Genomic DNA, 25,205 nt, shown 5'->3' on the forward strand with positions numbered 1-25,205 from the left:
TTTTTTAAATGGCTAATGGAATAATTTTTTCGTTACTTCTGGGTTCTTGCTCTTCATTTTTGATACTTCGGAATGTCCATACCATACTAAAGAGTAATACTAGCTCTCCTAAGGATCCGAAGACTAATCCAAAAATCGAAGCGGGAAGTGCACTCATGATGAAAATAATAATTCCTCCTGCCAAAAGATACCAAGAATGTTTACGAGATTCATGAAATATTGCTCCACCTAACCCAATGCAAATGACCACAACTGCAACAGATGCATAAGGAAATGATTTAGCTGCTGTGTGACTCTGAGTATAATATAATATTCCATCAAAATATCGTGGTTCTAATGTGATTCCCAGAAGATGGGTGAATACCCCAAAGAAAATAAAGGCAATGGTTATTCCCCACGTCAAATATGATGGAATCAGTTTTGATTTACCTCGATCCACTCGATAGAAGTTTAGTAGCGTTATCCCGGCTGGGATGAGCAGGGGAGTAAAAAAAGCATGGATGATGAAGCGACCGAAATTTAAGGTGTGTAAGAGCTCTGATTCTCCGAGCAATGTGCCTATTGATACAACGATGGTGTCATATATTAACCCTATAATTACAATCATAATTGTTCCGTCTAAATAAAGAGTGTTTTTCATAGTTTTTATAGAAAATACCAATAAAACAATGAACAACACTGCAAGAATTGGAAATATAATATTAGAGATCATTTGATGGAATAAACTCTATCTTCTGTTTTATAAAGTATTTTGGTTTCGTGTTTTGCGCAATCTGGAAAAATCAAAAATTATCATTTCTAATTATAATCTACCCATTTACTCCTTTTTTTGAGATGATGCAAGAATTTCTTTGATATTTATTAATAGATCCTTCTGAGAGAATGGTTTTAATCGGTATTTAAGCCCTATTTTAAAAATTTCCAGTTCAACTAATATTTTTTCCGAATATCTTGAGATAAATAATACTAAAACGTCTGGTTTTTCTTTCACAATTATTTCAATTAGTTCAGTCCCATTCATTAAAGGCATAATCATGTCATTAATAAATAAATCCATAGAATTTTAATGAGCACGAAATATAGATAAAGCTTGGAGAGGATCACCCGCGATAAGTACATTATAACCGCTGTTTTTTAAATGATTTTGAAATAATTTGCGAGGTTGCGGTTCGTTTTCCACGATTAACAAGGTTTCATTTCTAAAAAGATCCTTTTTTGCAATATTTTCACGTTTTTCTTGTTTTGAAACTGATAAATTCCATCAGTGATCTCTGGAAGAGGGTTGATATTTTTTAATCAATAGACTCCATCTGTGTGTTTGAGAAAAGGGAAGATTTCATTAAATATTTCTTCTCCCGCTTTATACCTCTCATTTGAACTGGGAGTATTCTTTAATGATTCTTCAAACATCGATTCAAACTCCTCAACAAACTTTTTGAGTCCCTTTTGCAAAACCAGAGAAACCTGATTTGTTGCTACCGTTGCTGTGATATATTCTCCTGAATCCAATATCAATGAGACATCGCTATTGATGATTTTTGTTATATAACCTTTTGATTTTAAGGAGGATTGATGCAATGTAGTTAAAGTCGAATTTAGAAATGTGAAATAGTTTTCATCCAGTTCATTTTTCGTATTTTTGGTTTCGAAGGTTAACGATAGCAAATTTAACTTTGTTTCTTTGTGAATAACTATCAACATGTAATGATCGAAGGGTAATCGGAAAATGTATTTTAGATTTAAAGTGCTAACTATGAGAAATAAACTGAATCCGATGACAGTCAAAACTTCTCCAATTTTACGCGCTAAACTTAAAGCAAGGGATAGCTCATCAAACGAATAAGGTATAATTATTACTAGTCCCATTACATATCCCAAAGTTGTGATAACCATCGAAATATAAAAAAATTCAGATAGTTTTTCAGAAGTATATTTCCACATGTTGTAACACACCGGAATTCCACAAAATCCAAAAACAAATATCTGTAGTCCCTTTAAACTTAATCGACATATGAAGTACATCATATTGTTAACAGGTGATTTAAAAATTATTTCATTGTAAGTCAAAACTAGATAGAAATAACCCATCACGGTTACTGTAATAAAAAATACTATCAGTGAAATGTCCCGTTGGGAACGTTTTATCCTTCTTAATCCATCTAAAAATATATAAAAGAAAAAAATCTGAAGGCAATAAAGAAATATATAAAAACCTCTGAGAGCTAATTGTCCTTGCTTTGAAGGTATGATTTTTAAAAAATATAAGCAAACAAAAATTAAATTTAACATCCCTAATAAGTAGGCTAAGAAGAAATCCTTAACGGGACGATTTTGATGCTTCCGTTTGTAATTTATAAGGAAAATTCCAAATAGAAGAAAAATTCCGAAATTTGATAAAAAATCATATGATAATACAGTAACCATTTTTAAAATGAATATCACTTTAAAATTAAATTTAATTTATTTCAACTGATTTTAACTGATTATAAATTTGGGTCGATTGTTAAATCACATATGTGTATTATTGAATATGGGTAGTTATCCAAATATGAAGTTTGGTCGATTAATTTGTGCAAAACATTTAAAATGTATTTTATCCATAGTCAATGACAGATATATATAACAATAATTTTTCCCCTCCTTTAAAATCAAGCGATTTGATATGGACATGAAATCTTCAGTGTTTTGGTTGACAATTTTATCTATTGTGGTCTTAACTTTCATCATTCTAAGTATTCTATCCGTTCACAAAATTCGCAGATATCGACAAACTGTTTTCTACCATGAAATACAATCACTTGAGTCTTTTTTAGATATTTTAGATAATAGTGACAATCATATAGATGGAACGCTAAGAACAAAAATTTCAAAAGAAATTCTTAAAATTGTTAGAAAAAAACCCCAATTGTTGACTATGGTGCCATCAAATGATAAAAGTAAAGTTTCTGAAAATCTTGAAACACAATTATTACCAAATCAATTCCTCAAACCTTATCCTTTTAATATTCTGTTGGCTCTCTCGAACTTGGGAAAAACTTATTTCACAACCCTTTTAAAAACTTTGAAAATGAGCAAAGGAAATTTAAACCATCATTTAAAAAAACTTCAAGAACAAGATTTAGTAAAAGAAGAAAATGATTTGATGGATTTTCGTCGGAAAACATGGGAAATTACACCACAAGGTAAACAAGAATTCAACACCTTGGTTCATAATTTGAAGAATCGTCTTCAGAAATTCGAACCTCCTAGTTCTCTGCTGGTGAATGAACAGGGGCGAGTGAAATCTTATTCGATAATTCAAACGGCCAATTAGAATCGACCTCATTCTCTAGTAATCTACTCCCCAAAAAAAAGTTCTCCAGAAAAAATTATTCTCGATTAAAACGCAAAAAAGCGGTTTGTTTTTAGAACTACCTTTGAGGTTTATATACAAACACTTTTTTAACACAAATGGACAAGAAATTTGTCTAAAAATAATTGTAAAAAAGTGATAAAATGAAAAATTCCAAAATAATTGCCATGAGTGTATTATTCTTATGTACACTTTCTTTCCTCAATTTAGGAAATGCTTATGTGACTCCTCCTGATTCACCATTGGTTGTCGGAAATAAATATTGGACTGAATATAATATGATTTATAGTCAAAAAAGTGGATGGACTTATAAAAAAAGATTCACTATCACAGTTCAACTTTGGACGACGTGTAAAGAATCTCCATATGGGGGGAAATATTTAGATGTTTACGCAGTTGGTTTATATACATATGCTGGTTTGGTTGCACAAAGAGGTGTTTCAGTGACAACAAGTGGAGATTATATTATCTGCCAAAATGTTGGTAGTGGAAGTGCTCCAACTGTTGTTCAGATTAAAGCTAGCCCCATAATTTATTGCAATGGGGCTACTCTTAATCCTGTTATAATCCTTCAATTAGATATTATGGGTGGCCATAAATTAGATGTGGACATTAATTCATTACCTGGTGGTTGGAAAATATCAAGTTCCGAAGTAGAAACTGAAGGTCTTCCATATAATGTAGATACATTAGACACTTTAACTTCGGTATGGGAGAGAAGTTTTCAACAACAAGCCTAGTTATGAGTTTTTAAAGCCAGAATATAATTAATTAATCAGAAAATCTTGAGTCATAGTTTTTTTTTATTTTTTATCAAAAAAATATTAATTCGCCTCTTCAAGAATCTCAACTCTCATATTTTCTTCCAGTCGAGCATGTATGTAAATTGCTTGGATAAATATTCTGGGTCGTGGCATGGAAATGGAAATAGTTTAATGAAAAATAAATTTTCGGCTCTAATTTGGATCCAACAAAAGTTTAAGGTCATTTTTTGTTATGAACTCAATTTAGAGAGATAGTTAATCAACTAAGATTATGTTATTTTTCAGAGTGATGATTTGATAGCTAATTAAAGAAGTAAGTTTCCAAGGATCGTATATAAAAAAAAATGAAAAAAAATGTGGTTGTGTGTGATTAAAGATCAGAAAAAAAGGTTGGTTGGTTGAAAGAATTGTGAATTTAATGCCACATCGCCATGGCATCTTGCATAAAGCGAATGGCTTTTTCTTCTAAGGCCATAATTTCCCGAAGTAAAATGGCCCCTTCTTCTCGACAGAAGAATGATGAGGGTTGCCCTAATGTAAATGGGAAAAGGGCGGTAAATTCTTCCCATTTATCCGCAATCTCTTGATATTTTTTTGCGGCTTTTTGGATCATGAAACTAAATGATTTGTTCGCATATTTGTCGTGAATCATATATAAGAAATCTGCACAATGCTGCTTATTCTCTGCATAATAAGACCCTAAAAAGGCATTGGCTTGAGGATTCAAGCTGGAAAGAATTTCTTCATTACTTTTAAGTAAATTTGCCCATTCTTCAAACATCTGAGGACCAGATACTCGGTCATCATGTTCTGGCTTCCCTGTTCCATTTTTAGCAAATTCAATGGCTCGTTCTAAAGCTTCGCGATAATCATTGTCTGTAATGGGGGCGGTTTCATCTCGTACAAAGACTGCATGCATATAATTAGTCGTTTTTAGTGAATAAAATTGGCATGGAAATCCACTATAGCCCATATCGCTGTGGTAGGCGTGAGCCATATAATAATCTTGGAAACAACCATTGACAATTCCATATTCCGGAAGGAGTAAGCCAAATAAGACCGCAGGTTTTTGGAATTGCTTGATTTCCTGTTTCACTACATTGAACATGTTCTTTGCCCGTTCGATATCTTCCAGAGTAATCGTACCATAATAGGTTGGAAAGGCTTTTTCTTCATAATGTCCATGTAATTCATAGCCTAAACGGCTGGAAGCCTTTAATATTTGATCCCAATCACAATATTTAAAGTGGGAACTTCCATCAATGGCATCCTTAGTAAAATTATTGAGGAAACTCATCCCAGAGAATCCATTAACAAATGAAACGGAATATTTTTTTTCCAAAGAATTGAAAATACCTGTGATGGATGCTACAAAAGAATTCATTGCACCGGGATATTGTGCTGGCTTTGGCACGGATATCTTTTCTTGCAATATTTTTGGGGCTTGAAATAGTCCTTCATAGGGATGCAATTGTGTGTTTGATTGAAAATAATCGGAATTCACTGCCCGTTCAAAGAGGTTTACATTCGTATCTAAGAAATTTTTCCCTTTTGGGGTGATTTTATAGTAGCCACGAGAGAGACGTTCGATAAGATGTTCTTTTTCTAAAATGACGAGGTGATTAACCAAGGAAGTTTTACTGATTTGGGAAAAATCCTTCAAATTTTTAAAAGTTTGAATATTTTCGGAATTCAAGAGCATAAGCAAGTTTAATCGCTTAGGATTGGCAAGAGATTTGAGAACGTCGCTGATTCGACTTACTTCTTCATGAATGACTTGCATTGATACAATTTGATTTTCGATAACCATGATTTTTTCACATTTTTTGTTTTTGGGGGAGTATCTCTTTCCTCAGGTTGTTTTTTAGTGAACTGAGCCTAATATCCACTGTTTTATCATCTAGAGCGGATGATTTGAAGTATTACATTTCTTGGAGTTCATCCGTGTTTCTTGTTCCTAACGTCCACTGAATTTCGTAAGATTAATGTCAAAGCACCCAATATGTTGGAATTTCCGTATTTGGTTAATGTGGGCTTTGAAACATTTTTTACCTGATGGAAAAAAATATTGCGACAATCGCAAACTATTATAATTTATTATGTGAAACCATATATTTAAAGCTATTGAGTTTTGCATTTTTTGCAAACCTAAAATAATGCGTTTTTGAGCGACTTGATATTTTTCGATTCAGTGCAATATATCTTAAATTCTGTATTTTACGATAATATTTTGAGAAATTGTTTTAAAGCCCTGAATGTATGAAATAAATTTGTATAAATTTAAATTTGGTTTAATTTATCTACTAATTTTAATTTTCTAAGATCAAAGTTCATAAAAAATAGTTCCAATTTATTATCACCAAATTTCGTTTTTTGCAAAGAATTTATCCAAAATGATTTAAATTCTAAGTGCTGAATTCGATTAAATTTGGTAATTTTGAGTAAATTTTCGATTTATTCCAATTAAAGTTGAGCCTAAAATAAGATAGAAGGCTGTCATCCCTAAAATAGATAGAATATATGGGCCCACTCCCAAAGATAATGGGTCAATAAAGAAATATGGATAGAATCCAGTTACGACACCATAAATCAGAGTCAAGACTAAATAACATATCGGGTAGATAAGCCATTTTTGAAGGTAATTCCACTTGTATCGGATGTTTCTTTCGGTTAAAAACCAATCCACAATAAAATAAACTGGAATCAAATAGTGGAAAAGAATATTAGTTATATCAAAAGCGTAATCTGGAGGCATTAATGGTGCTAAAATAATAGCGAAAATTAGAAAGGTGGCTGTGATGTACAGCGTAATTCCACCTCGAACCAGTCCTGTAAGCTTCTGGTATTTTTCTGGTTTCCTATCCCAGAGAATTGCTAACAACAACCACACTGCTACCAAGAAATTTGATTGAATCGTATAAAACAGAAATAAAAAGAGGGATTTGCTCGTTGCAATATCATAAATTAGGATTATCCATCCGATTAAGCAAAATATTATACGTAGTATCCATAAGCTTTTTTTGACCATTTTCGTAATCACCGATGAATAACTCATGTAATCTTACAATTCAAAAAATGCTTTCTCCTTTATATAAAAAAGGGTTCAAGTAATTTGGAATAACTAAACTGATGCTATAAAAGCTATCTTTTGAAATACTCCATGTTGAGTTTTTTTTTTTTATTAACAATAAATCTAAGAAAATTGGAAACCCATGATCAATAATGAGGTTTTATTGCTCATAGTGTTGTGGTCACTTGAAGAGCTAAAAAAAATGACCAAATTTTCAGAAAACTTGGAAAATTCTTTTATAAAATGTCTCTATTTTTTCTCTTAATTCAATCTTTTTTCAATGAAAGTGTAATTTGAAAAATTTTGAATCCTAGGAAATTTAAAGCACGTTGAATTAAAATGATCTTGATGAAAAACCAAACTCCCCAGAATATTGAAGAGAAGTCTACGATTTGGGGGGATATTAAGTTCAGTTTTCATCTATATAAGCAAAATTTCAAACCGATTTTTTGGGTGTCTTTAATCCGATTTTTGGCCATATATTCGGCAAGTCATGCCTTGCGTTTTGTATTTCACCAACAAATCTACAACTCAATGCCCAATATGCCTGTGATGTGGATTGAGTGGCTACTTCGAGTTCCTTCCGATCTCATTAGTTTTGGCTTTTGGGGGGCAATAGTTGGAATGGCCTATGATATTATGTCTTCTGGAGATGGTTTCGCAGATCTTAAGAATTCATTTTATTATATCAAGAAATATTGGTTTCCGTTTGTTATCTTAAGTCTTTTGGTCAATTTATTTATCTATGTCATTCGTCTGGTAATTCCTTGGTATGTAAGCATGGGAGAAGCGATTATTTTGCGGACCTTTTCCTTTTTTTGGAGTTTGCTGTTTGTGGAAACTTCGGCAGGATTGGTAAGTCGCCACAATATTCGAGATGCTCTGAAGGATAACTTTAAACTACTGTTCACATGTTTTAAACGAATTTTTAAAACTTTTGGTGTATTTTATCTTTTATTCATGGTAGGGCGAATTCTTCTCGGCTATTATTTATGGTACTATGGAAATCCATCTTCAATCGTGCATTTAATTGTAATAATTGTATTATATACTTGGAATGTCATTCATGGCTTTTTAGGTTCTCCAATGTACGCATTTTTAACCATTGGAATCTATAATGAAGAATTGCGGTATAAAAATCAAGAAATTAAGAATGTATGATCTAATTTATTGAACTCAATATTTTTCAAGAATTGAAGAATGCGGAGTAGATTCAATCGAATTATTGAATACCGGGCCATTCAAAATGAAAAGTGAAATGCAATGCACTGGTACGATAATACTTAAGCAAAATTCGTTTTTTATTGATTTGAGTTCTAGCCACCACAACTACCCCATACTTCTGTAGCTCGGAAATATGTCGTTTAACCGTACCCGGATTCATTCCGGTAGCAGTGCTTAATTCCATGATAGTTTTTTCTTGGGTTAACAAAATTTCAAGTAAAATTTGCTTTTTTTCATGGGTAAAACTGGGAATGACATTTGGGTCTGTGATAATCATGTCTTCTGCAGGAATAAAGGTCCCTTCATTTGCATCTGAACTGCGAATATCCTCTGGAGAATTAAAATTTGGTGAATTGCGTCGTTTTGTATTTCCATCTTCCATTGTAATTACCCAAATCGATCCAGTCGATATTTAATATAGAAAGAAGCTGGTTAATATTTATAAATTCTGATTGAGAAATCATAATTTGTTCAAAAAAAGATGAATAAAGCGAGTTTTTTATAAAACCCTTACGAAATTTTTTATTCATTGTGTAAAATAGACTATAGTATGGAAGCTGGGGAACAAAATGGGGCGATATCTGTTGATGTAAAATCAGATTATAAGCTCAGCTTCTCTTTATTCAGGGAGAATTTTCGTCCCTTCTTCATTGTTCTATTAATTGGGTTTATTGTTTTCAAAGGAATAGATCATTTATTGACTCGTTTTGTGCTTCCGCTAATCTTAAGTAATTGGTTCTTTGTTGATCCCGCTACAATCATATTTTTCTTCTTTTTACCTGGAGATAGTATCTTTTTTGGATTTTTTGGGGCTGCCATGGGTTTAGGGTACGATATAATGTCTTCAGGTGATGGTTTCACCGAAGTTCGGAATTCCCTGTTCTATATCCGAAAATACTGGCTGAAATTTTTCTTCTTTTGCTTCTTTTTTAACATTTTTACCTATTGGTTACTATATTTGAGTTTTTTTACTATTCCTTTCCATACCAGTATTATTTTCCATGGCCTAAGCTTGATTTGGGTGATTCTCTTTTCCAACATTTTCCCTGCCCTGGTTCATCGGGATCAATTTCTCCCCGCTTTCAAGGATAATTTTCAAATTCTTTCTCAACAATTTGGCCGAGTGATTATCACATATCTGCCATATTATTTGATTTTTGTTTACTTTCGCTCCGGAATAAACATATATCGTAATTTCTTTGTACTCGATACCACTGATCTTTATGCATTTCTCAGTATTACAACTAGCATCTTAGAAATCCTATATGTTTTTGTGGGATTTCCTATTTTCGCTTTTCTTTCTTTAAGTATGTACAATGAAATAATTACCAACCAACAAATGGAGAAATAATGCTCTCGATTTTATTTCAATAGAAATAGAACTTTATGGGAAAGAATTCTTTTGAAGTTAGGTTTTTTGATCAAATTTCGAAATTTTTTAACAAGTGACAACCTAACTAATACTTAATGGTCGATATCGATTCCGAAATCTCTCCCTCCTATGATATTGAGAAAGAATATAAGTTGAGTTTTGACTTATTCAAAGACAACTTTAAACCTTTTTTTATAGTCTTGCTAATAGGATTTGTAATTTATATGGCTTTGGATCATTATTTGACCAAAATTATTCTACCCAATATCAATTGGATGGACCTCAAAATTTCCCGTCAATTGATGCTATTTATCATATATTTACCGGGGGACAGCATATTCTTCGGATTTTTCGGAGCAGCTATGGGATTGGGCTATGATATAATGTCTTCGGGTGATGGATTTACGGAAGTTCGGAATTCACTTTATTATATACGGAAGTATTGGTTCAAATTCTTTGTCTTTTGTTTCATTTTTAATATTTTTTCATATTGGCTATTATATCTTGCAGTAGATCACATTCCTCTCAATATATATGTATCATTCAAAATTCTTAATTTTTTCTGGATAATTCTATTTTCAAATGTATTTCCCGCCTTGGTTCACAGAAAAAAACTATTAATTGCCGTGAAAGAGAATTTTGAGATACTTTCCCATAGTTTTGGACGCGTAATCTTGACTTATTTACCATACTACCTTATTTTTACACAAATCCGTACTGGAGTTTTAATTTATCAGCATTATGTTATCTTTGATATGGAAGATCTTACGACGAACATAATAAAATTTTGCCTGACTGTATTTTATGTCTTTATTGGATTTCCCATTTTCGCTTTTCTATCTTTAAGTATGTATAATGAAGAAATTCGGAGTCAAGAATTAGATAAATAATGTGTTAGGGCCATTCAAAATGAAAAACAAAGTGAAATGCTGTTGTTCGATAATATTTTAGTAAAATTTTTTTTTGATTAAACTCTTCTCGGGCAACAACAACTAGAGTTCCCTCGACAAGGTCTGTAAGATGACGCTTTACCGTTCCGGGATTCCAGCCGGTGGCCGTACTAAGTTCCATAATTGTTTTTTCTGAATGTAGCAGCAAGTCTAATATTACTTTTTTCTTCTCATGGTTGATTAATGGAATAATATTAGGATCGGTGATGAGAAGTGTGTCTTCTGGCTCGTATTTACTCTTTTGAGGAAGAGAATCGCTCTTCGAATCGTTTATTGATATTTTTCTTCTTCCTCCTATTTTCTTTTTTATTTCCCTATATTGGTAAGTAAAAGATATAAAAAAACCTTTATTGTCAAATTTAGTTCCGTTTTTATCCATAAAAAAATTTTTGCTAATCCGTTCATATTTTGTGAAATTTAGCTTGTTTTTCAATAATTTTATCGAATAGATTTTATGTAATGAATTTTCGTTTTTGGATGAGAATTGGTTAAGTACATTTTTTAATTTAGCCAGCTAAGTGACAACTAATTTACAAAAAATATCGCGATTTTTATGGAAAATACAGATAGTGATTCTAATTTACAATTAGATAATAAAAAAAGAATTTTGGCTTGGTCTTTATACGATTGGGCTAATTCCGCATTTGCCACCACCATAATGGCTGGATTTTTTCCAGTCTTTTTAGGGGCATATTGGGCACCGGAATCCATTGTTGATACAGCACAAAAAACGTTTCTTTTAGGGGCATTCAATTCTGGTGCTTCTTTAATTGTGATGATTCTTGCTCCAATATTAGGAGCAATCGCAGATCATATGGCTGGAAAGAAGAAATTTTTGGCCGCTTTTTGTCTTATGGGCGTAATAATGTCTGCTTCTTTAGGTTTCCTTGCTTCTGGTCAATATTGGTTTGCGTTGGTACTTTATGCATTAGGAACAATAGGTTTTTCAGGGGCTAATATATTTTATGATTCGTTATTACCCGCTGTTGCTTCAGAGAAAAAAGTTGATTATGTCTCCAGTTTAGGGTTCAGTTTAGGATACATAGGTGGCGGATTATTGTTTACTCTTAACGTAGCTATGTACCTTTTGCATGATTCCATTGGCTTAACAGAAGATCAAGCCATAAAATTATCATTTATCTCCGTAGGTGTCTGGTGGTTAGTATTTTCAATTCCACTCTTTAGAAAAGTCCCAGAACCATATGTGAAAGAAAAAATTTCTGCCTCTCAAGCAATCAAAGGTGGATTTACTCAACTTAAAACAACATTTCAAGATATTTCTCGGTTGAAATATGTTGCCATGTTTCTCCTTGCGTTTTGGCTCTATATTGATGGTGTGGATACAATTATCCGAATGGCTTTAGATTTTGGTGATAGCTTAGATACAGTAGATCTTGGACCCACAGAATTAATTGTTATCTTACTTATGGTTCAATTCATCGCTTTTCCGGCGACTTTATTGTACAATACCTTTGCCCAAAAGATTGGAATTAAAAAGGGTTTGCTGGTCGCCATCGGCGGTTATGGTCTGATTACTATTCTGGGATATTTTATCAGTGAAAATTGGCATTTTTATGTGCTAGGTGGGATGATTGGGCTATTTCAAGGTGGTATTCAAGCACTTAGTAGAAGTATGTATTCAAGGTTAATTCCTAAGAAGAAGGCTGCGGAATTTTATGGATTTTTCAATATGTGGGGTAAATTTGCTGCGGTTATTGGTCCTTTCATGATGGGTGGGATTACTAAACTTACTGGAAATCCCCGGTTTGGGTTACTTTCCTTACTCGCATTGTTTGTCTTAGGTGGTTTAATTCTATTTTTCGTCGATTTGGAAAAAGGCGAAGAACTTGCCCAAAAATTTGATGAGGAAGTAGAAATATAAGCTGAAAATATATCACCAAAAAATGAACTTAACAGGTGAAGCACCATTGGAATGCAAAGAATTAAAATAGCATATCCATTTTTTTTACTAATGATTTTCATAACCGAACCCGACTCTCCTTCAGAGACCATTTTCAGCGGAGATAATATCATTTATACCTTTATTATTATTATTACCTTTGGGCTAGTTTGGTATACCTTCAAAAAATATCGAGAGCAAATTTCTCGTAAAACACAATGGATTTTGAGTATCATTTTCTTGTTTACTGGAATTGTTTCATTCATTTTTACCATTTCATTGGATAGTATTCTTTTTTCTCTCGGGGCTATATTGATGTGTGCACTTGGTATGTATATGGCACCTTTAAAAATTTACAAAAAACTTCTCGATGTTGATGAAGAAGAAGAAGTTGTAATCACTCCAAAAAAGAAGAAGATCATAGCCATTAATGAAGAATACGAAGAAACACTCTATCAACAAATGGATCGTGAAGGTCATGCCTTATACAAGACAAAAAAGTATCAATATGCGATTGATTGCTTTGTAAAAATGTTACAGCTGGATCCAGAAAGTGTGGAAGCTTGGTATATGCTCGGGAAGATCAATCTTGATCGTAATCGTATAAAGGAAGCCAGAAAGTGTTTTATAGAAGCTTATAAACTCAACAAAGAAGAAGAAAAAGTGGTAACTGCTCTTCGTGAAGTTAATGCTCTCGTTAAGCCTCCTCAAGAAAAACCAAAAGAATAAGTTTTTTTTTCATCTTCCCTTTATAAACATATGACGGATGAAGCTGTTCTTAAAAAATCGAAGAATAGAGGTCCGTTGCAAGAAAAATTTATTGTTCTTTCTAAATTTCTCCGACGCAGTCGGATGTTAAAAGTGGTTATTCTTGTAGTTCTTTTAAATTTAATCCTAGCGGCAATTTATGCTAATATCGAAGGCATCGATTATCATCTTGCCTTATATTGGGCAACAGATACTCTTACTAATACTGGCTCCGGTTTAGTTCCCCCCACACTGAAAGTTTCGTGGATCGGAACCACGATTTTCATGTGGTTGGGGTTGGGAATTACTTTAGTCTTTGTCGAATTTGTCTATGTTAAAATGGTGAAAAATATGCGAGGTAATAAAGTGATAAAGTTCAAAGATCATACTATTCTTATTGGATGGAATCCCAAAATCCGTCATTTTCTGAAAAATCTCCAAGGCACTTTGGGAGTAGATCATAATTATGTATTGGTGGCTGATATTGCCGATCGTCCTTTTGATCTTCCTCAAGTGGTAGAATTTCTTCGAGGAAATCCTGATGAAGAGCGGATTTTATTACGAGCTGGTATGAAAGATGCTCAACAAGCGATTGTGGCAACGGAGGATGATGCTGATGCAGTTTTAATTGCGATGACGATCCAAAGCATCAATATCAATGTCAGGATCTGTGTGAATCTCTTAAGTGAAGAAAACATCAAACACTTAAAACGCATTGGGATCGAACAAATTGTGTGTGATGAAAATTTGACTGGCAACGCGCTTGTCGATGCCTTCTATAAAAATCAAGAAGATTATTTCCTATAGTCTTTTTACTCCAAAGATAAAAAAAAGTGAATATTAATGCCTATTTTTTCAGTTCAAAAGTGTAATCTGATCCTTTATCATTGACCACAACACCTGTTTCAGTAATGATATCGCGAATCTTATCCGCTAAAGCCCAGTTTTTATTCTTCTTTGCTTCTTTGCGATAATCTAAAAATTTTACTATTAGGTCTTCATATCGCTGTTTCCATTCGGATGTATCGTCTTGAACTATTTCTATTGGATTTGTGATGAATTGGAAGAAAGAATCTATACCTTCCAAGAAGGTGATAATTTGGGCTTGTACGTTTTTATCCAAGGCTTGATCTTGATTGAAGATCTGTTTTTGGAAATAGTTGATCATGGCAAAGAGAAATCCAATGGCTTTCGCAGCATTAAAATCATTATCCATGGCTTCATGAAAATCTTCTATAAATTTCTGCGCCTGTACCATCTGTTCATTCCCGAGTGGCGTGGCATCTTCAGAAATTTGCTTTGAATAATTTTTCATTGTAGAGTAAAACTTTTGAATTTTCTCCAAATTCTTTTGGGCTTGTTCCAATTTATCCATACTGAAGTTTATGGGGCTCTTATAATATGCTGTGGCAAAATAATAGCGGAGAAACGTTCCCGAAAATTTTTCCATCATATCCATTAACGGAATGAAATTTCCTAAGGATTTCGACATTTTTTCATTATCAACATTGAGAAATCCATTATGGATCCAATAATTAACAAATTTTTCCCCGGTCGCACTTTCGGCTTGGGCGATCTCATTTTGATGATGAGGACGGAGGAGATCCTTTCCACCTCCATGAATGTCCACAGTATTACCTAAATACTTTGTTGCCATTACAGAACATTCAATATGCCACCCAGGTCTTCCTTTACTCCAAGGGGAATCCCAAGATGGTTCGCCTGGTTTTTCTTTTTTCCATAAAACGAAATCTTCAATATTGCGTTTTGCATCCGCAAAATCTGACTGGGTAAATTGTTCTTCTTCTTCTCCGGCTTTATTCTTCTTTCTAAAAATATATTTGTAATCCTCATATTTACTAGTATCAAAATAGACACTTCCATCTGAAACATAGGCAAAACCTTTCTCTTCCAATGTTTGAATCATTTTTATTATATCTGGGATCTCTTCTGTCGCACGAGGTTTCACAGAAGGAGGTTTAATAAACAATTTCTGTTGCATCTGTTCATATTCATCTATGTATTGCTGTGAGATGGCGTAAATGTCTGTCCCTCGCTCATTCGCTCTGCGGATCATTTTATCATCAACATCGGTATAATTCATAACATAATTGACTTCATACCCGCGATATTCAAGATATCGTCGGATAATATCAAACGAAATCGCCGAATAAGCATGGCCTAAATGGGGAGAATCATATACTGTCACCCCACACACATACATGCCGACCTTATTTTTAATCAATGGTTTGAATTCTTCCACTTCATTATGAAGATCGTTGAAAATTTTAATCATACTACTATAAGTGTACTAACCTTATTTTAGTTTTCGAGTCATTTTGGATGTGGGTTTCATTTTAATGAGAAATTCATAGGCAGATTTCAATGAGTTCATTTTCCCAAATATTCGTTAGAAATATTTAATATCTTTTGAAATTGAATTAGAAGTGTCGATTGATTGAATTAATGGAAAATAAGAATTTAGAGTAAAAATCAGTTTAATATTTTTCAGTTGTATATTCATTAATAATAAATTGAAGAAAATGAAAAAAATGAAGCGTAATAATTTCTATTAAAAACCAAAAATTGCCATGAATTCTGAAATACCTAGTGTTGCAAAAACAAATATCAAAACAATGATTATCATCACGATTATTGGTAATAAACCTGCTAAAATTAGTGCTAATAGTCCTTTTCCATAAGTTACTTTATGACGAGTACTGATAATGTACGCTGAGAGAAAGCATCCGCACGGAATCAATCCGCAAACGAAACTTAATAGAGTAGTAACAAATACGGATCCAAATTCATTTTCTTTTCCATCCACCCTCGCTATACCCCATTTCATACATAAAACATTTAAAATGAAGGATACAACGAACATTCCTATGACGATACCGATTCCGAACACGCCAATAAGATTGTTTAACATATCTGTATATTGTCCAGCCATTCATAACACCAAATATCACTAGAAATTGAGCAAAGTTGATCAATTTTTATTGAATGCTCTTATTTCGCTTTATCTAAATAAAAAAGTTTTGACTCTTTTTGTTGGATGATTTATACAGCCAATCCAACCTTTTTTATAGGAATCCCACACTAAAATATTTAAATTCTGGTGAAAAATCTGATAGCAAAAATTCGCCTTCATTTACGTGCTTTGCGTCCAATTCTTTTATCGCATCATCCACTTTGCGAGACCTTTTCAAATGATATGCATACTTTTAAAATTGGTCACAGAAAATTATGTATTGGATGTTTTATCACCTATCCTACCGCATTGGTGTTCTATTTAATAGGTTCATTATCTGGATTATTCAATATTTTCACTACTCCACAATTGTGGTATTTTGGCTTTGGTTTATGTGGTATATACCTTTTTAGTATCCTTGGGCTAACAAAAACTAAGAAAATTAAAATGATTACAAAATTTTTGATTGGATGTGGAATCGCTTTTTGTGTGGCAGCAATTTGGTCTCTTTCTCATCCAATCAGACTAAGATTGATTGTGATTGGAATTTATTTTCTAATTGGTCATGCATTTATCAATACAATGCGTTTACTCGATATATATAGAACATGTCATAAATGCGAATATGATTGTGATTGGCAGCGCTGTCCGGGAATGTCTTCAATTCTATCTCCTGATACTATTCCAAAAATTGAATCTGATACCCCATAGATTTATTTTTGTTAACAGAAAAAATTAATCGATTTTCCTTCAAACTGGCCATAAACACTTAAATATTGTGTTGAAAATAGTACTAATGTATATAAAAGGAGATACCAAAACATGAGTCTTTTACAAGTCATTCGAACCACGTTTCTGGTCATTACTACCCTCATTGGAGTCTATTCCTCCGTGAAAATTATCCAGAAAAATAAAACTTTGATGAATTATTTAATGGCGGCCTATACCTTTCTGATTGGATTATATACGTTCACCGTAATCCTATATGATTTCATTACTGAATTGGTCTATTTCTTGATTCCCTTCGGAATTTTAGCGTTATTTTTATCTACTCTTTCCATCTATTTCTCAGTTCAGTGTATGCTTAAATCCCAAGAATGGTTTGATAAGAAAGAGCGTTGGATTCCGTTTCTAATTCTTTGGGTGGCATATGCAATTATTCTGTATTCTGTGGATCTTGTAACTATCGTGAGTAATGATGATGTGATTAACACTCAAGTAGAAATGTGGCCGCTCTTAATAGGCATTGTATTCATTATGTTTTTCTTGATTTTCACCTTAGTTAATTTGTTTCAAGCCTCTAAAGCCTTTGAAACTCCCAATCAAAAAGTTCAGTTGTTCATTTATTCTGTGAGTATCAATATAGTTGCTGTAATTGTCAGTGTTATTTCCCAAGTTGTTACTGATGGAGGTTATATCGATTTAGTATTTTACATGTTGATTTCCATATCGGCATTAATCATGTTAAAAGTGTTTAATTCCAAATAGAAAAAAAATATGCTTTGGTTTTTTTTTTTATTTCTACATTTACCCTTACTTGTATCCATTCTCACATGAATCCGAAAATGGAATAAAAATTTCCGTATTTCTGTGATAGAAAGGATCAAAAGTTCGACTTTAAGTCGATAATATCTTTATAGATTAAAAAAAAAAGAAATCTAAATAACAATTTCATTCTTCATTTTTCTCTTATGTTAAATCTTTAAAACTTGAAAAATCAGGAATCCCTCTTTTTCCTTTTGAATTCATTCGATCTCGTTTTCCAGGTCGTTTTGGTTTTAGAAATTCACGCATTGTTTTGTTTAGTTGCGACCATTGTTTCAATAGAGCTTTGACGTCCGAATATGTAGTACCACTGCCCTTCGCTATTCGATCGATGCGTGATCGCTTAATTTGTGCTGGATTGTCCCGTTCATAAGGTGTCATGGAGTTCATGATCACTTCAATTCGATCCAAATTATCTTCCGCTACATCTTTCAATTCTTTTGGGATATTTGCTTTTCCGAAAAACCCTAATAATTTTTTTAATCCTCCCATCTTCCCAATAGATTTCAATTGAAGATACATATCATTTAATGTCATTTTTCCCCTTCGCATTCGTTTTTCTTGATCCTTATCAGGTTCAATTCCAACTTCGTCCATTTTCTTCATCAAACCTTGCAGATCCGGGATTCCCATTAAAGTTCCAACAAAACTAGTCGGATGAAATTTATCAAGATCGTCAACACGTTCTCCTACCCCAATGAATTTAATTGGTGCATTAGTTGCAGCTGCTGCTGAAAGGGCGCCTCCACCTTTTGCAGAACCGTCGAGTTTAGTTATAATTATGCTACCTACGTGAGTACTCTCTGAAAAAGCTTTGGCTTGAGAATATGCTTGTTGTCCCAATGTACCATCAATCACTAAAATCGTTTCATTGGGTTTTATTATTTTTTCAAGTTTTTGCATCTCTGCCATTAGCCCTGATTCATTCTTGTGACGGCCAGCGGTGTCAATAATAATGAGATCTGTTTTATCCTTTCCAGGCTTTGAAAATAATTTAATCCCTTTTCTTGCTAATTTGATCGAGCTTGATTCTTTAGGATTTCCATAGTATTTTACTCCTATTGAATCCATAGTTTGAGCCATTTGTTCATAAGCACCAGGTCGATCAGTGTCTGTACAAATTGCACCAACCTTAAAACCATTTTTAGAATAGAAATTTGCTAATTTTCCTACGGTTGTCGTTTTTCCTGATCCTTGAATTCCTATCAATAAGATAATGGTTTGTTTTCCAGTTTTAATGCGTTTTGGTGCATCTTTTCCTCCTAAAAGATTGATCAATTCATCGTGCAGAATTTTAATGATAAATTCCCTCCGATCGATCTTCTTATTTATTTCTTGATCCATTGCTCGTTTTCTAATGTTTTCCGTCACTTGAAAGCAAATCTCTACTTTTACATCTGCCATTAATAAACTCCGTTGTAATTCCAAGAGTATTGCATCTATTGCATTTTTGTCTATTTCTGGTAGATGTCGGACCTTTCGAATTAGTCCATCCAATGTTTTTCCAAAGTTTTCTAGTACCACAGTTCTCACGTATCAACAAAATAGATCAAATTTTTAAAGGAGTGATTATGTAATTAACATTATGTTAACATACAATTCTGTCTAAAAACGGATGCATTCTGGATCTTTTTAAATTAATTAAAGAAGGTTTTTTTTTCAACATCACTCTAATTATCATCCAATCTCCCTCACATTTGAAAAAAGAGTCATTTTTCACTATTTCGAGGTAAAATTGCTAAAAAGATCAATATTTCCTCTTTTCCCAAAAGTTATATTTCAAACTGAATAGAATTAACATGCGATGAAAGTTGCAATCTTTTATTTTTCGGCTACTGGTGTTACCCACCAGATTGCGCAAGAAATCCAAAATAATCTTCAAATTCAAGATAGTAATGACCCCATTATTGTTAATATGTTCAATATCCTTTATCCTTCAGTTCAAGCAAAAAGCGTGATTTTTTCGGATTATGATGTCTGTTTTTTTGGGTTTCCAGTATACGCAGGAAGACTACCGAGAATTGCTGAAGAATGGTTTTTAAAACAAAAAGGAGAATCTTGTCCCTGCGCGATGTTTTTTACGTATGGAGGAAGGCTTCTGGAAAATGCCAATCAAGTAACATACCATTTACTCACCCGTGCCAATTTCCGCCCTATATTATCCGCAGAATTTTTAGGACGTCATTCTTTCAATGTCGCTAAAGGGTGGAAACTTTGTGAAGATCGCCCAAATGCGGAAGATTTCCATATCGCGCGCGAATTTAGCCAAAAAGCTATTGAGTTAATTCGAAATCCCGAAGTTCATTTTCAAATTAATATGGATGATTTTCATTACACTCCTGCAGTTTTATCTACTTCAACTCAGCGTTCTGCTTTTCATCCCTCCCGCTTTGGTGAAGGTTGCAGTATGTGTCGGCAGTGTGAAATTGAATGCCCCGTCAATGCCATGAATGCGGATACTGGAGAAGTGCATTTAGCCACTTGTCTACAGTGTATGCATTGTGTTTCGATTTGTCCGGATCACGTTCTAAAAATTGATGATGTTACCGAAAAATTTCCAAATTTCATGAATCGCTGGCACTTAACCTCGGAAATTGTTGCAAAGAAGCAAAGTCTGTTTTATTCATCATATCCAGAAAAAAAAATGTTGTTAGCAAGCGAAAATCAGCATCGAAATAATACCATTCATTTTTTCGGTGAAAAGATATGAATTTTTTTTATAACATTTCACAGGTTTCAATCATGGTTAGATTATCAACTCCCCCAAATAAAAATAAATTACAAAATCTGTCTCTTAATGTGAGCTATTCTCCTCGAGAAAAAAATATTCTTTTTACTACATCTGGAATTTTCATATCAACTCTTATTGGATGGGTTTTTTTTCTAAAAAACCAAATGAATGGTTTTGAATTCATTATTGGATTCATATTGGTCTTTTCTTTAGTCGTTGTAATCGATTTAATTCGATTTAAGATTGTTAAGTGCGTTAGAATTGAATTCATGAACGAAGGATTATTTCTAACCGACAATGCAGGTAATAGATTTTTTATTAGTCACCAAGTTATTAAAGGTTTAGATATTTCCCAAAGAGTTTCAAACATATCTTTTACTTTGATAACATCTAAACGCTCTGTAACCCTAAGAATATATGTTCAAGATGAGCGCCCATTGCTGATAACTGGAATTTGTGATACCTCTGTTTTTTCTGACAACCAATATAGCTATTATTCCATCGTGCAGTACTGTTTGAAAGTTTACAACATTGAAAATTCAAACTCACATATTCAATCCATAATTAAATCAATAATATTTGTATTTTCTCTCATATTATTCTCCGCGTTTGTAATTTCTCTTCTCTTATTTAAATAAGTCTGCTACTCTTGTTTTGTTTACAGTAAAATATACGTCTACTCCTGTTTTCGAACACTTTCAAGATATTTTAAATTTCAAGGCGCTTTTTTGCGAATCCAAGAACATAAATTTGGAGTATATGGAAGAAAGTTTGACTTCAGATTCGGCTGAAATCGACCATTGGAAGGAAATTAATCTAATGATCAATATTGCCCTCATTCTGGATGAAATTGATCAATTAAGCAAATATAACAATTATGGGCAACGAATGTGTCATCTCATGTTCTTCCCGCAGACCATCCGCTACACTCGGTTTTCTTAACGAAAAAGAAAATTGAAGTCTCTTAAATTGCTAAAATTTTCTTAAAAGATAGAAAAGAATGGAGCCAGCCATGAGATTTGCACTCATGCAAAGAGGATCTGCAGTCCCCCGCCTTAACTACTTGGCTAGGCTGGCAAATGAAAAATAAAATACAAAGATACCAATACATGATATTTATTAAAATTTATGATATTCAAAGAGAAATGGGGAATTATAATAAGACTCCAAATCTGTGGATGCTTGTGAAATAGGTTTATGGGTCAAAAAGAAGTGTTTTAAAGTGAATTTCCTTCAATAACAAGGAACAAAATTCTAAAAATGACATACCAACAAATATAAGGAATAAAAATCCTAATTAATGAGATGAATGCTTTTTCTTTGCAAGTTGATCCGCACTTAAAGGAAAATTTTGGCCTAAATTCCTACAAAAACATAGGATGTATGAAATTTAAGATCAAAGATCCTGAATTAAATAAGCAAGTCATGGCCCGGAGCAAGTTTTCAAATGTATTGTCCTATAAGAAAATTAAACGCTTAGCCAAAGTTGAATCCGAAAACCTTTGCTATTTATGCGAAAACTTTGGATTAGATTTATGTCCTTTTTCAAAAAGTCAAATCGAAAGTAAACTTCTAGAAGATCAACATCAAAAAACAAAATGTTCAATATGTGGAAATCGACCCAAGAATTTCCACGATCTTCTGTTTTATACTAAACATCCTGATTTAATCTGTTTTACATGCTATCGGGCGATGGAAAAAGGAGTTCTATTTCAATATCTTAAACAAAAATTAAGAATAACTACTTCAGGAATGTTATCCGCTCCTATAAGCTCATTAATTATCATTTATATTGTGTTTGGAGGAAAAATCCCATTTCTTGACATGATAAAACCAAATTGGTTATATTTGACAGTATTTATCCTAATTAGCTTCTTAATTGGGTTTTCCCCCTTTATTCTTATTCCTATTTATAAGAAAAGGAAGTTACTTCGGATTGAATCTGCAGCAGAGAAGTACAGTTATCAAGAACAGGATCTAACTGAATATTCCTATGATAAAATTATAAAAATCCTTTTCACTCCTGAGATCAAACCACGAAGTGAATAAAATTGCTCCTTGTTGAAAGTAAAAGATTTCTTCAAAAGTAATATCAAATTCGTTATTCAAATTAAATAAATTCTCCATTTATTGCGCGAGAATTTTGCTGTAATTAGCACTTATTATTACCAGACGAAAAATTCGATATAATTGATGTAACCAGTTCAAAAATTAGAAGAAAGACAAAAATATTCTTAGATTTTTTTTGTAATTAGAATTTTAAATGGTGGGGAGTAATTATGTCATTTGTGTAAAATGAATTTCAAAAAAAAAATGTTACAGTTAATTTTCATCGCTTGGATAATTCCCCCGTTAGTTTGGTTTGGTATGAATTTACTTGCTCAACTTTGGACTTTTGATGAATTGATCATATTGCTGACTACATTTCAAGTCCCTCTCATCGTTGTAGGTGTAACAACAAGCGTGATGGTTTTTAGCAATCATTTCATAACCCGAATAGAGAATTATCTGAAGTCACCAGATAAGGATAATGAATTAATGATTCAAAACATCATAGCGCGTTTCCCAATTTGGTTATTCCTCATATATCTTGTTTATTGTTTTGGAGGACCCGCTCTTGGTCTGGTAAATAGGTTTTTTGAACCACGAGAAGTCGTTTTTTCCATTTTCTTAGGTTTTCCAACAATAATGTTGACTCTTATTCCTTTTTTAATAAAAATAATTTACATGTTGTCTGAATGGACAATTGAAATTCCTTTACCTGAGAAGCGAATGTCAATTTCAGTGAAAATGCGTATTATTCTTATGGCTTTTTTTACTATAATAGGAATTAGTTTGACCATTTTTTTGTCGACGTTGGCATTGATAAATGCAAATCTGGGATCAAATGAGGATATCTTTGGAGTTATTCTCCGAAAAATAGGTCTAATTTTGTGCATTTTCTTAGGTCTTAGCATTTTCAATGTAGTTTATATGTCCCAGATAATTTCAAAATCGATAATTAAATGTGCCGATATATCTGCTGCAATTGCATTAGGGGATTATAATCAGAAATTAGAGAAAGAATCGCGGGATGAGTTAGGATATCTAATGAATTCATTAAGTACGATGACACTTTCAATAAAAAAGAACATTGAACTAAATCGACTCTTTTTCGATTCAACAGATGCGCCAATGATTTATTTAAATTCAGAATTGGTGATTCAAGATATTAGTAAATCCTTGGTTGAGTTGAGTAAAATTCCTAAAAATAGGTATATTGGTAGTGATTTAAGGCAAATATTCCAAAATTCAAGTGATTATGAACTTAGTGTAGAAAGTCTTAAAGTTCAGGATAAAATAGAAAACTATGAATTTATACTGAAATCCAATCAACAAAAGAAAAAAATTTGCTCTATAAATGCAGAGATTCTCATTTCTTCAGCAAATAAAAAGATTGGGTATTTAGTCACATTGATCGATATGTCGAAGATAAAACACCTTATTGAAAATGTATCAACAATTTCTGAACAAGTCACTCAAATGGCCCATGAAATCGCAGAGTCTTCAAATCAAGTAAATGAAACTGTCCAGAATATCTCTGAAGAGACTCAAAATGTCTCTCACACTGCTCAAATGCAAGTTGAACAATTGAATCAAATATCAAGAGCAATTCAAGAGATTCAAACATCAAGTAAAAATAATGTAGGTGGGATGGAGGATATCGTAAAGCAATCGAAAGCTGGGCAAGAAATGGCCAAAAAAAGCAAAAATTTAACAGTTGATTTGTCTGTCAAAATGACTGAAATCAATAGTGGGGCTCAAAATGTCTCAAAAACTATGATTGCTCTTGAAAAAATTAGCAAGGATATCAATAAAATTGTAGAGTCAATTTCAAGTATTGCCACAGAAACTAATCTTCTGGCATTGAATGCTGCAATTGAAGCGGCTAGGGCTGGAGATGCTGGAAAAGGATTTGCTGTTGTTGCAGAACAAGTGAGAACCTTGGCTGAAGATTCAAAAAAAGCTACTAATCAGATAACTGAGTTAATTAGTGTCATTCAGAAAGAAGTTCTGGATGCTGCTAAATCAACCAATATAACTGTTCAATCCATTGTAGATGGATTAAATGCTTTGAACTTAACAAAAGCTCAATTAGATGAACTTTTTATAATCATTGATTCAACGGATACAGGAATAAATCAATCTATAAATAATATTAATGTTCAGGATGGAAAGATCCAGCAAATTGTATCAAATATTGATCGCATTGGAGAGTTGATTAACAGCAATTCAATATCTGTTCAACAATTATCCTCGACAACGGAAGAAATGTCTTCCATCTTGGAAGAAACCTCTGCAGCATCAGAGGAATTAAACGCCGCTTCAGTGAATTTATTCACCGAAATAAAACAATTGTAATTTTTCTTTAAATTTCTGTAAAAGGAAAAAAAATTTTTACATGAATATCCTTTAAGCCTGGACCTTGGACTAAGCCCATACCTAAAGAGGGATTTCCTTCATCTCCTTGATTGGTTAAGAAAAATGCTAAAATAGAAAGTGGATTGAATATACGTAGAATTGAGTTGAATACCAA

At 32.9% G+C, this 25,205-nt stretch carries 26 protein-coding genes; 15 read left to right on the forward strand and 11 right to left on the reverse strand.

The window, feature by feature from the left end:
• Positions 1 to 4 precede the first annotated feature (4 nt).
• The 3 genes from NEF87_RS17440 to NEF87_RS17450 all read right to left on the reverse strand — a co-directional run bounded on the left by NEF87_RS17440 (position 5) and on the right by NEF87_RS17450 (position 2,424).
• Positions 5 to 640 (reverse strand): hypothetical protein, encoded by a 636-nt coding sequence (locus NEF87_RS17440; RefSeq protein ID WP_457916849.1) that lies wholly within the window; start codon positions 638 to 640, stop codon positions 5 to 7.
• A 177-nt stretch (positions 641 to 817) separates the two neighbouring features.
• Complete coding sequence (locus NEF87_RS17445; RefSeq protein ID WP_457916850.1) at positions 818 to 1,057, reverse strand: response regulator; 240 nt, start codon at positions 1,055 to 1,057, stop codon at positions 818 to 820.
• A 239-nt stretch (positions 1,058 to 1,296) separates the two neighbouring features.
• A complete protein-coding gene (locus NEF87_RS17450; protein ID WP_457916851.1) occupies positions 1,297 to 2,424 on the reverse strand; it encodes a hypothetical protein in 1,128 nt (375 codons plus the stop codon).
• Positions 2,425 to 2,662: 238 nt separating this feature from the next.
• On the opposite strand from NEF87_RS17450, the gene NEF87_RS17455 reads away from it, so the two are divergent.
• Positions 2,663 to 3,313, forward strand: a complete 651-nt coding sequence (locus NEF87_RS17455; RefSeq protein WP_457916852.1) for a transcriptional regulator — start codon at positions 2,663 to 2,665, stop codon at positions 3,311 to 3,313.
• Positions 3,314 to 3,495: 182 nt separating this feature from the next.
• Positions 3,496 to 4,092, forward strand: a complete 597-nt coding sequence (locus NEF87_RS17460; protein ID WP_457916853.1) for a hypothetical protein — start codon at positions 3,496 to 3,498, stop codon at positions 4,090 to 4,092.
• 439 nt (positions 4,093 to 4,531) lie between these two features.
• Here NEF87_RS17460 and NEF87_RS17465 read toward each other — a convergent pair whose 3' ends face one another.
• Both NEF87_RS17465 and NEF87_RS17470 read right to left on the reverse strand, forming a co-directional pair.
• Positions 4,532 to 5,926 (reverse strand): hypothetical protein, encoded by a 1,395-nt coding sequence (locus NEF87_RS17465; RefSeq protein ID WP_457916854.1) that lies wholly within the window; start codon positions 5,924 to 5,926, stop codon positions 4,532 to 4,534.
• Positions 5,927 to 6,538: 612 nt separating this feature from the next.
• The gene (locus tag NEF87_RS17470; protein WP_457916855.1) at positions 6,539 to 7,144 is read right to left on the reverse strand and encodes a Pr6Pr family membrane protein; all 606 of its coding nucleotides are present in this window, start codon (positions 7,142 to 7,144) and stop codon (positions 6,539 to 6,541) included.
• Positions 7,145 to 7,534: 390 nt separating this feature from the next.
• Between NEF87_RS17470 and NEF87_RS17475 the strand changes: the two genes are divergently transcribed.
• The gene (locus tag NEF87_RS17475; RefSeq protein ID WP_457916856.1) at positions 7,535 to 8,347 is read left to right on the forward strand and encodes a hypothetical protein; all 813 of its coding nucleotides are present in this window, start codon (positions 7,535 to 7,537) and stop codon (positions 8,345 to 8,347) included.
• A gap of 61 nt (positions 8,348 to 8,408) precedes the next feature.
• On the opposite strand, the gene NEF87_RS17480 is transcribed toward NEF87_RS17475, so the two are convergent.
• A complete protein-coding gene (locus NEF87_RS17480) occupies positions 8,409 to 8,792 on the reverse strand; it encodes a winged helix-turn-helix domain-containing protein (RefSeq protein WP_371802727.1) in 384 nt (127 codons plus the stop codon).
• Positions 8,793 to 8,960: 168 nt separating this feature from the next.
• On the opposite strand from NEF87_RS17480, the gene NEF87_RS17485 reads away from it, so the two are divergent.
• Positions 8,961 to 9,761 carry a hypothetical protein gene (locus tag NEF87_RS17485; protein WP_457916857.1) on the forward strand — a complete coding sequence of 267 codons (801 nt, stop codon included), beginning with the start codon at positions 8,961 to 8,963 and terminating at the stop codon, positions 9,759 to 9,761.
• A 116-nt stretch (positions 9,762 to 9,877) separates the two neighbouring features.
• On the forward strand, positions 9,878 to 10,672 hold the full coding sequence (locus NEF87_RS17490) for a hypothetical protein (RefSeq protein WP_457916858.1): 795 nt from the start codon (positions 9,878 to 9,880) through the stop codon (positions 10,670 to 10,672).
• A gap of 4 nt (positions 10,673 to 10,676) precedes the next feature.
• Here the strand turns inward: NEF87_RS17490 and NEF87_RS17495 are convergent, their stop codons facing one another.
• On the reverse strand, positions 10,677 to 11,111 hold the full coding sequence (locus NEF87_RS17495) for a winged helix-turn-helix domain-containing protein (protein WP_457916859.1): 435 nt from the start codon (positions 11,109 to 11,111) through the stop codon (positions 10,677 to 10,679).
• A 174-nt stretch (positions 11,112 to 11,285) separates the two neighbouring features.
• Here NEF87_RS17495 and NEF87_RS17500 point away from each other — a divergent pair, with 174 nt between their 5' ends.
• The 3 genes from NEF87_RS17500 to NEF87_RS17510 are packed head-to-tail and all read left to right on the forward strand — an operon-like array spanning position 11,286 to position 14,186.
• On the forward strand, positions 11,286 to 12,614 hold the full coding sequence (locus tag NEF87_RS17500; RefSeq protein ID WP_371802731.1) for an MFS transporter: 1,329 nt from the start codon (positions 11,286 to 11,288) through the stop codon (positions 12,612 to 12,614).
• Between the two features lie 51 nt (positions 12,615 to 12,665).
• Positions 12,666 to 13,361, forward strand: coding sequence for a tetratricopeptide repeat protein (locus tag NEF87_RS17505; RefSeq protein ID WP_457916860.1), 696 nt, complete (start codon positions 12,666 to 12,668; stop codon positions 13,359 to 13,361).
• 30 nt (positions 13,362 to 13,391) lie between these two features.
• A complete protein-coding gene (locus NEF87_RS17510) occupies positions 13,392 to 14,186 on the forward strand; it encodes an NAD-binding protein (protein WP_457916861.1) in 795 nt (264 codons plus the stop codon).
• A gap of 40 nt (positions 14,187 to 14,226) precedes the next feature.
• On the opposite strand, the gene cysS is transcribed toward NEF87_RS17510, so the two are convergent.
• On the reverse strand, positions 14,227 to 15,675 hold the full coding sequence (cysS, locus tag NEF87_RS17515; RefSeq protein WP_457916862.1) for a cysteine--tRNA ligase: 1,449 nt from the start codon (positions 15,673 to 15,675) through the stop codon (positions 14,227 to 14,229).
• A 276-nt stretch (positions 15,676 to 15,951) separates the two neighbouring features.
• Complete coding sequence (locus NEF87_RS17520) at positions 15,952 to 16,332, reverse strand: hypothetical protein (RefSeq protein ID WP_457916863.1); 381 nt, start codon at positions 16,330 to 16,332, stop codon at positions 15,952 to 15,954.
• Between the two features lie 168 nt (positions 16,333 to 16,500).
• Between NEF87_RS17520 and NEF87_RS17525 the strand changes: the two genes are divergently transcribed.
• Positions 16,501 to 17,064, forward strand: coding sequence for a hypothetical protein (locus NEF87_RS17525; protein ID WP_457916864.1), 564 nt, complete (start codon positions 16,501 to 16,503; stop codon positions 17,062 to 17,064).
• Positions 17,065 to 17,175: 111 nt separating this feature from the next.
• Positions 17,176 to 17,841 (forward strand): hypothetical protein, encoded by a 666-nt coding sequence (locus NEF87_RS17530; RefSeq protein ID WP_371802738.1) that lies wholly within the window; start codon positions 17,176 to 17,178, stop codon positions 17,839 to 17,841.
• A 201-nt stretch (positions 17,842 to 18,042) separates the two neighbouring features.
• Here the strand turns inward: NEF87_RS17530 and NEF87_RS17535 are convergent, their stop codons facing one another.
• Entirely contained in the window at positions 18,043 to 19,422 is a 1,380-nt protein-coding gene (locus NEF87_RS17535) for a signal recognition particle receptor subunit alpha (protein WP_457916865.1), read from the reverse strand.
• Between the two features lie 280 nt (positions 19,423 to 19,702).
• Here NEF87_RS17535 and NEF87_RS17540 point away from each other — a divergent pair, with 280 nt between their 5' ends.
• From NEF87_RS17540 to NEF87_RS17560, 5 genes are all read left to right on the forward strand, one after another.
• A complete protein-coding gene (locus tag NEF87_RS17540) occupies positions 19,703 to 20,608 on the forward strand; it encodes an EFR1 family ferrodoxin (RefSeq protein WP_457916866.1) in 906 nt (301 codons plus the stop codon).
• Positions 20,609 to 20,640: 32 nt separating this feature from the next.
• A complete protein-coding gene (locus NEF87_RS17545; protein ID WP_457916867.1) occupies positions 20,641 to 21,267 on the forward strand; it encodes a hypothetical protein in 627 nt (208 codons plus the stop codon).
• A 121-nt stretch (positions 21,268 to 21,388) separates the two neighbouring features.
• Entirely contained in the window at positions 21,389 to 21,571 is a 183-nt protein-coding gene (locus tag NEF87_RS17550) for a hypothetical protein (protein WP_457916868.1), read from the forward strand.
• A gap of 441 nt (positions 21,572 to 22,012) precedes the next feature.
• Complete coding sequence (locus NEF87_RS17555) at positions 22,013 to 22,678, forward strand: hypothetical protein (RefSeq protein WP_457916869.1); 666 nt, start codon at positions 22,013 to 22,015, stop codon at positions 22,676 to 22,678.
• 246 nt (positions 22,679 to 22,924) lie between these two features.
• Positions 22,925 to 25,030: a methyl-accepting chemotaxis protein gene (locus NEF87_RS17560; RefSeq protein ID WP_457916870.1), complete on the forward strand. Its 2,106-nt coding sequence runs from the start codon at positions 22,925 to 22,927 to the stop codon at positions 25,028 to 25,030.
• 7 nt (positions 25,031 to 25,037) lie between these two features.
• Here the strand turns inward: NEF87_RS17560 and NEF87_RS17565 are convergent, their stop codons facing one another.
• A complete protein-coding gene (locus tag NEF87_RS17565; protein ID WP_457916871.1) occupies positions 25,038 to 25,205 on the reverse strand; it encodes a hypothetical protein in 168 nt (55 codons plus the stop codon).

It is taken from the genome of Candidatus Lokiarchaeum ossiferum, from assembly GCA_025839675.1.
GTDB lineage: Archaea > Asgardarchaeota > Lokiarchaeia > Sigyniarchaeales > Promethearchaeaceae > Lokiarchaeum > Lokiarchaeum ossiferum.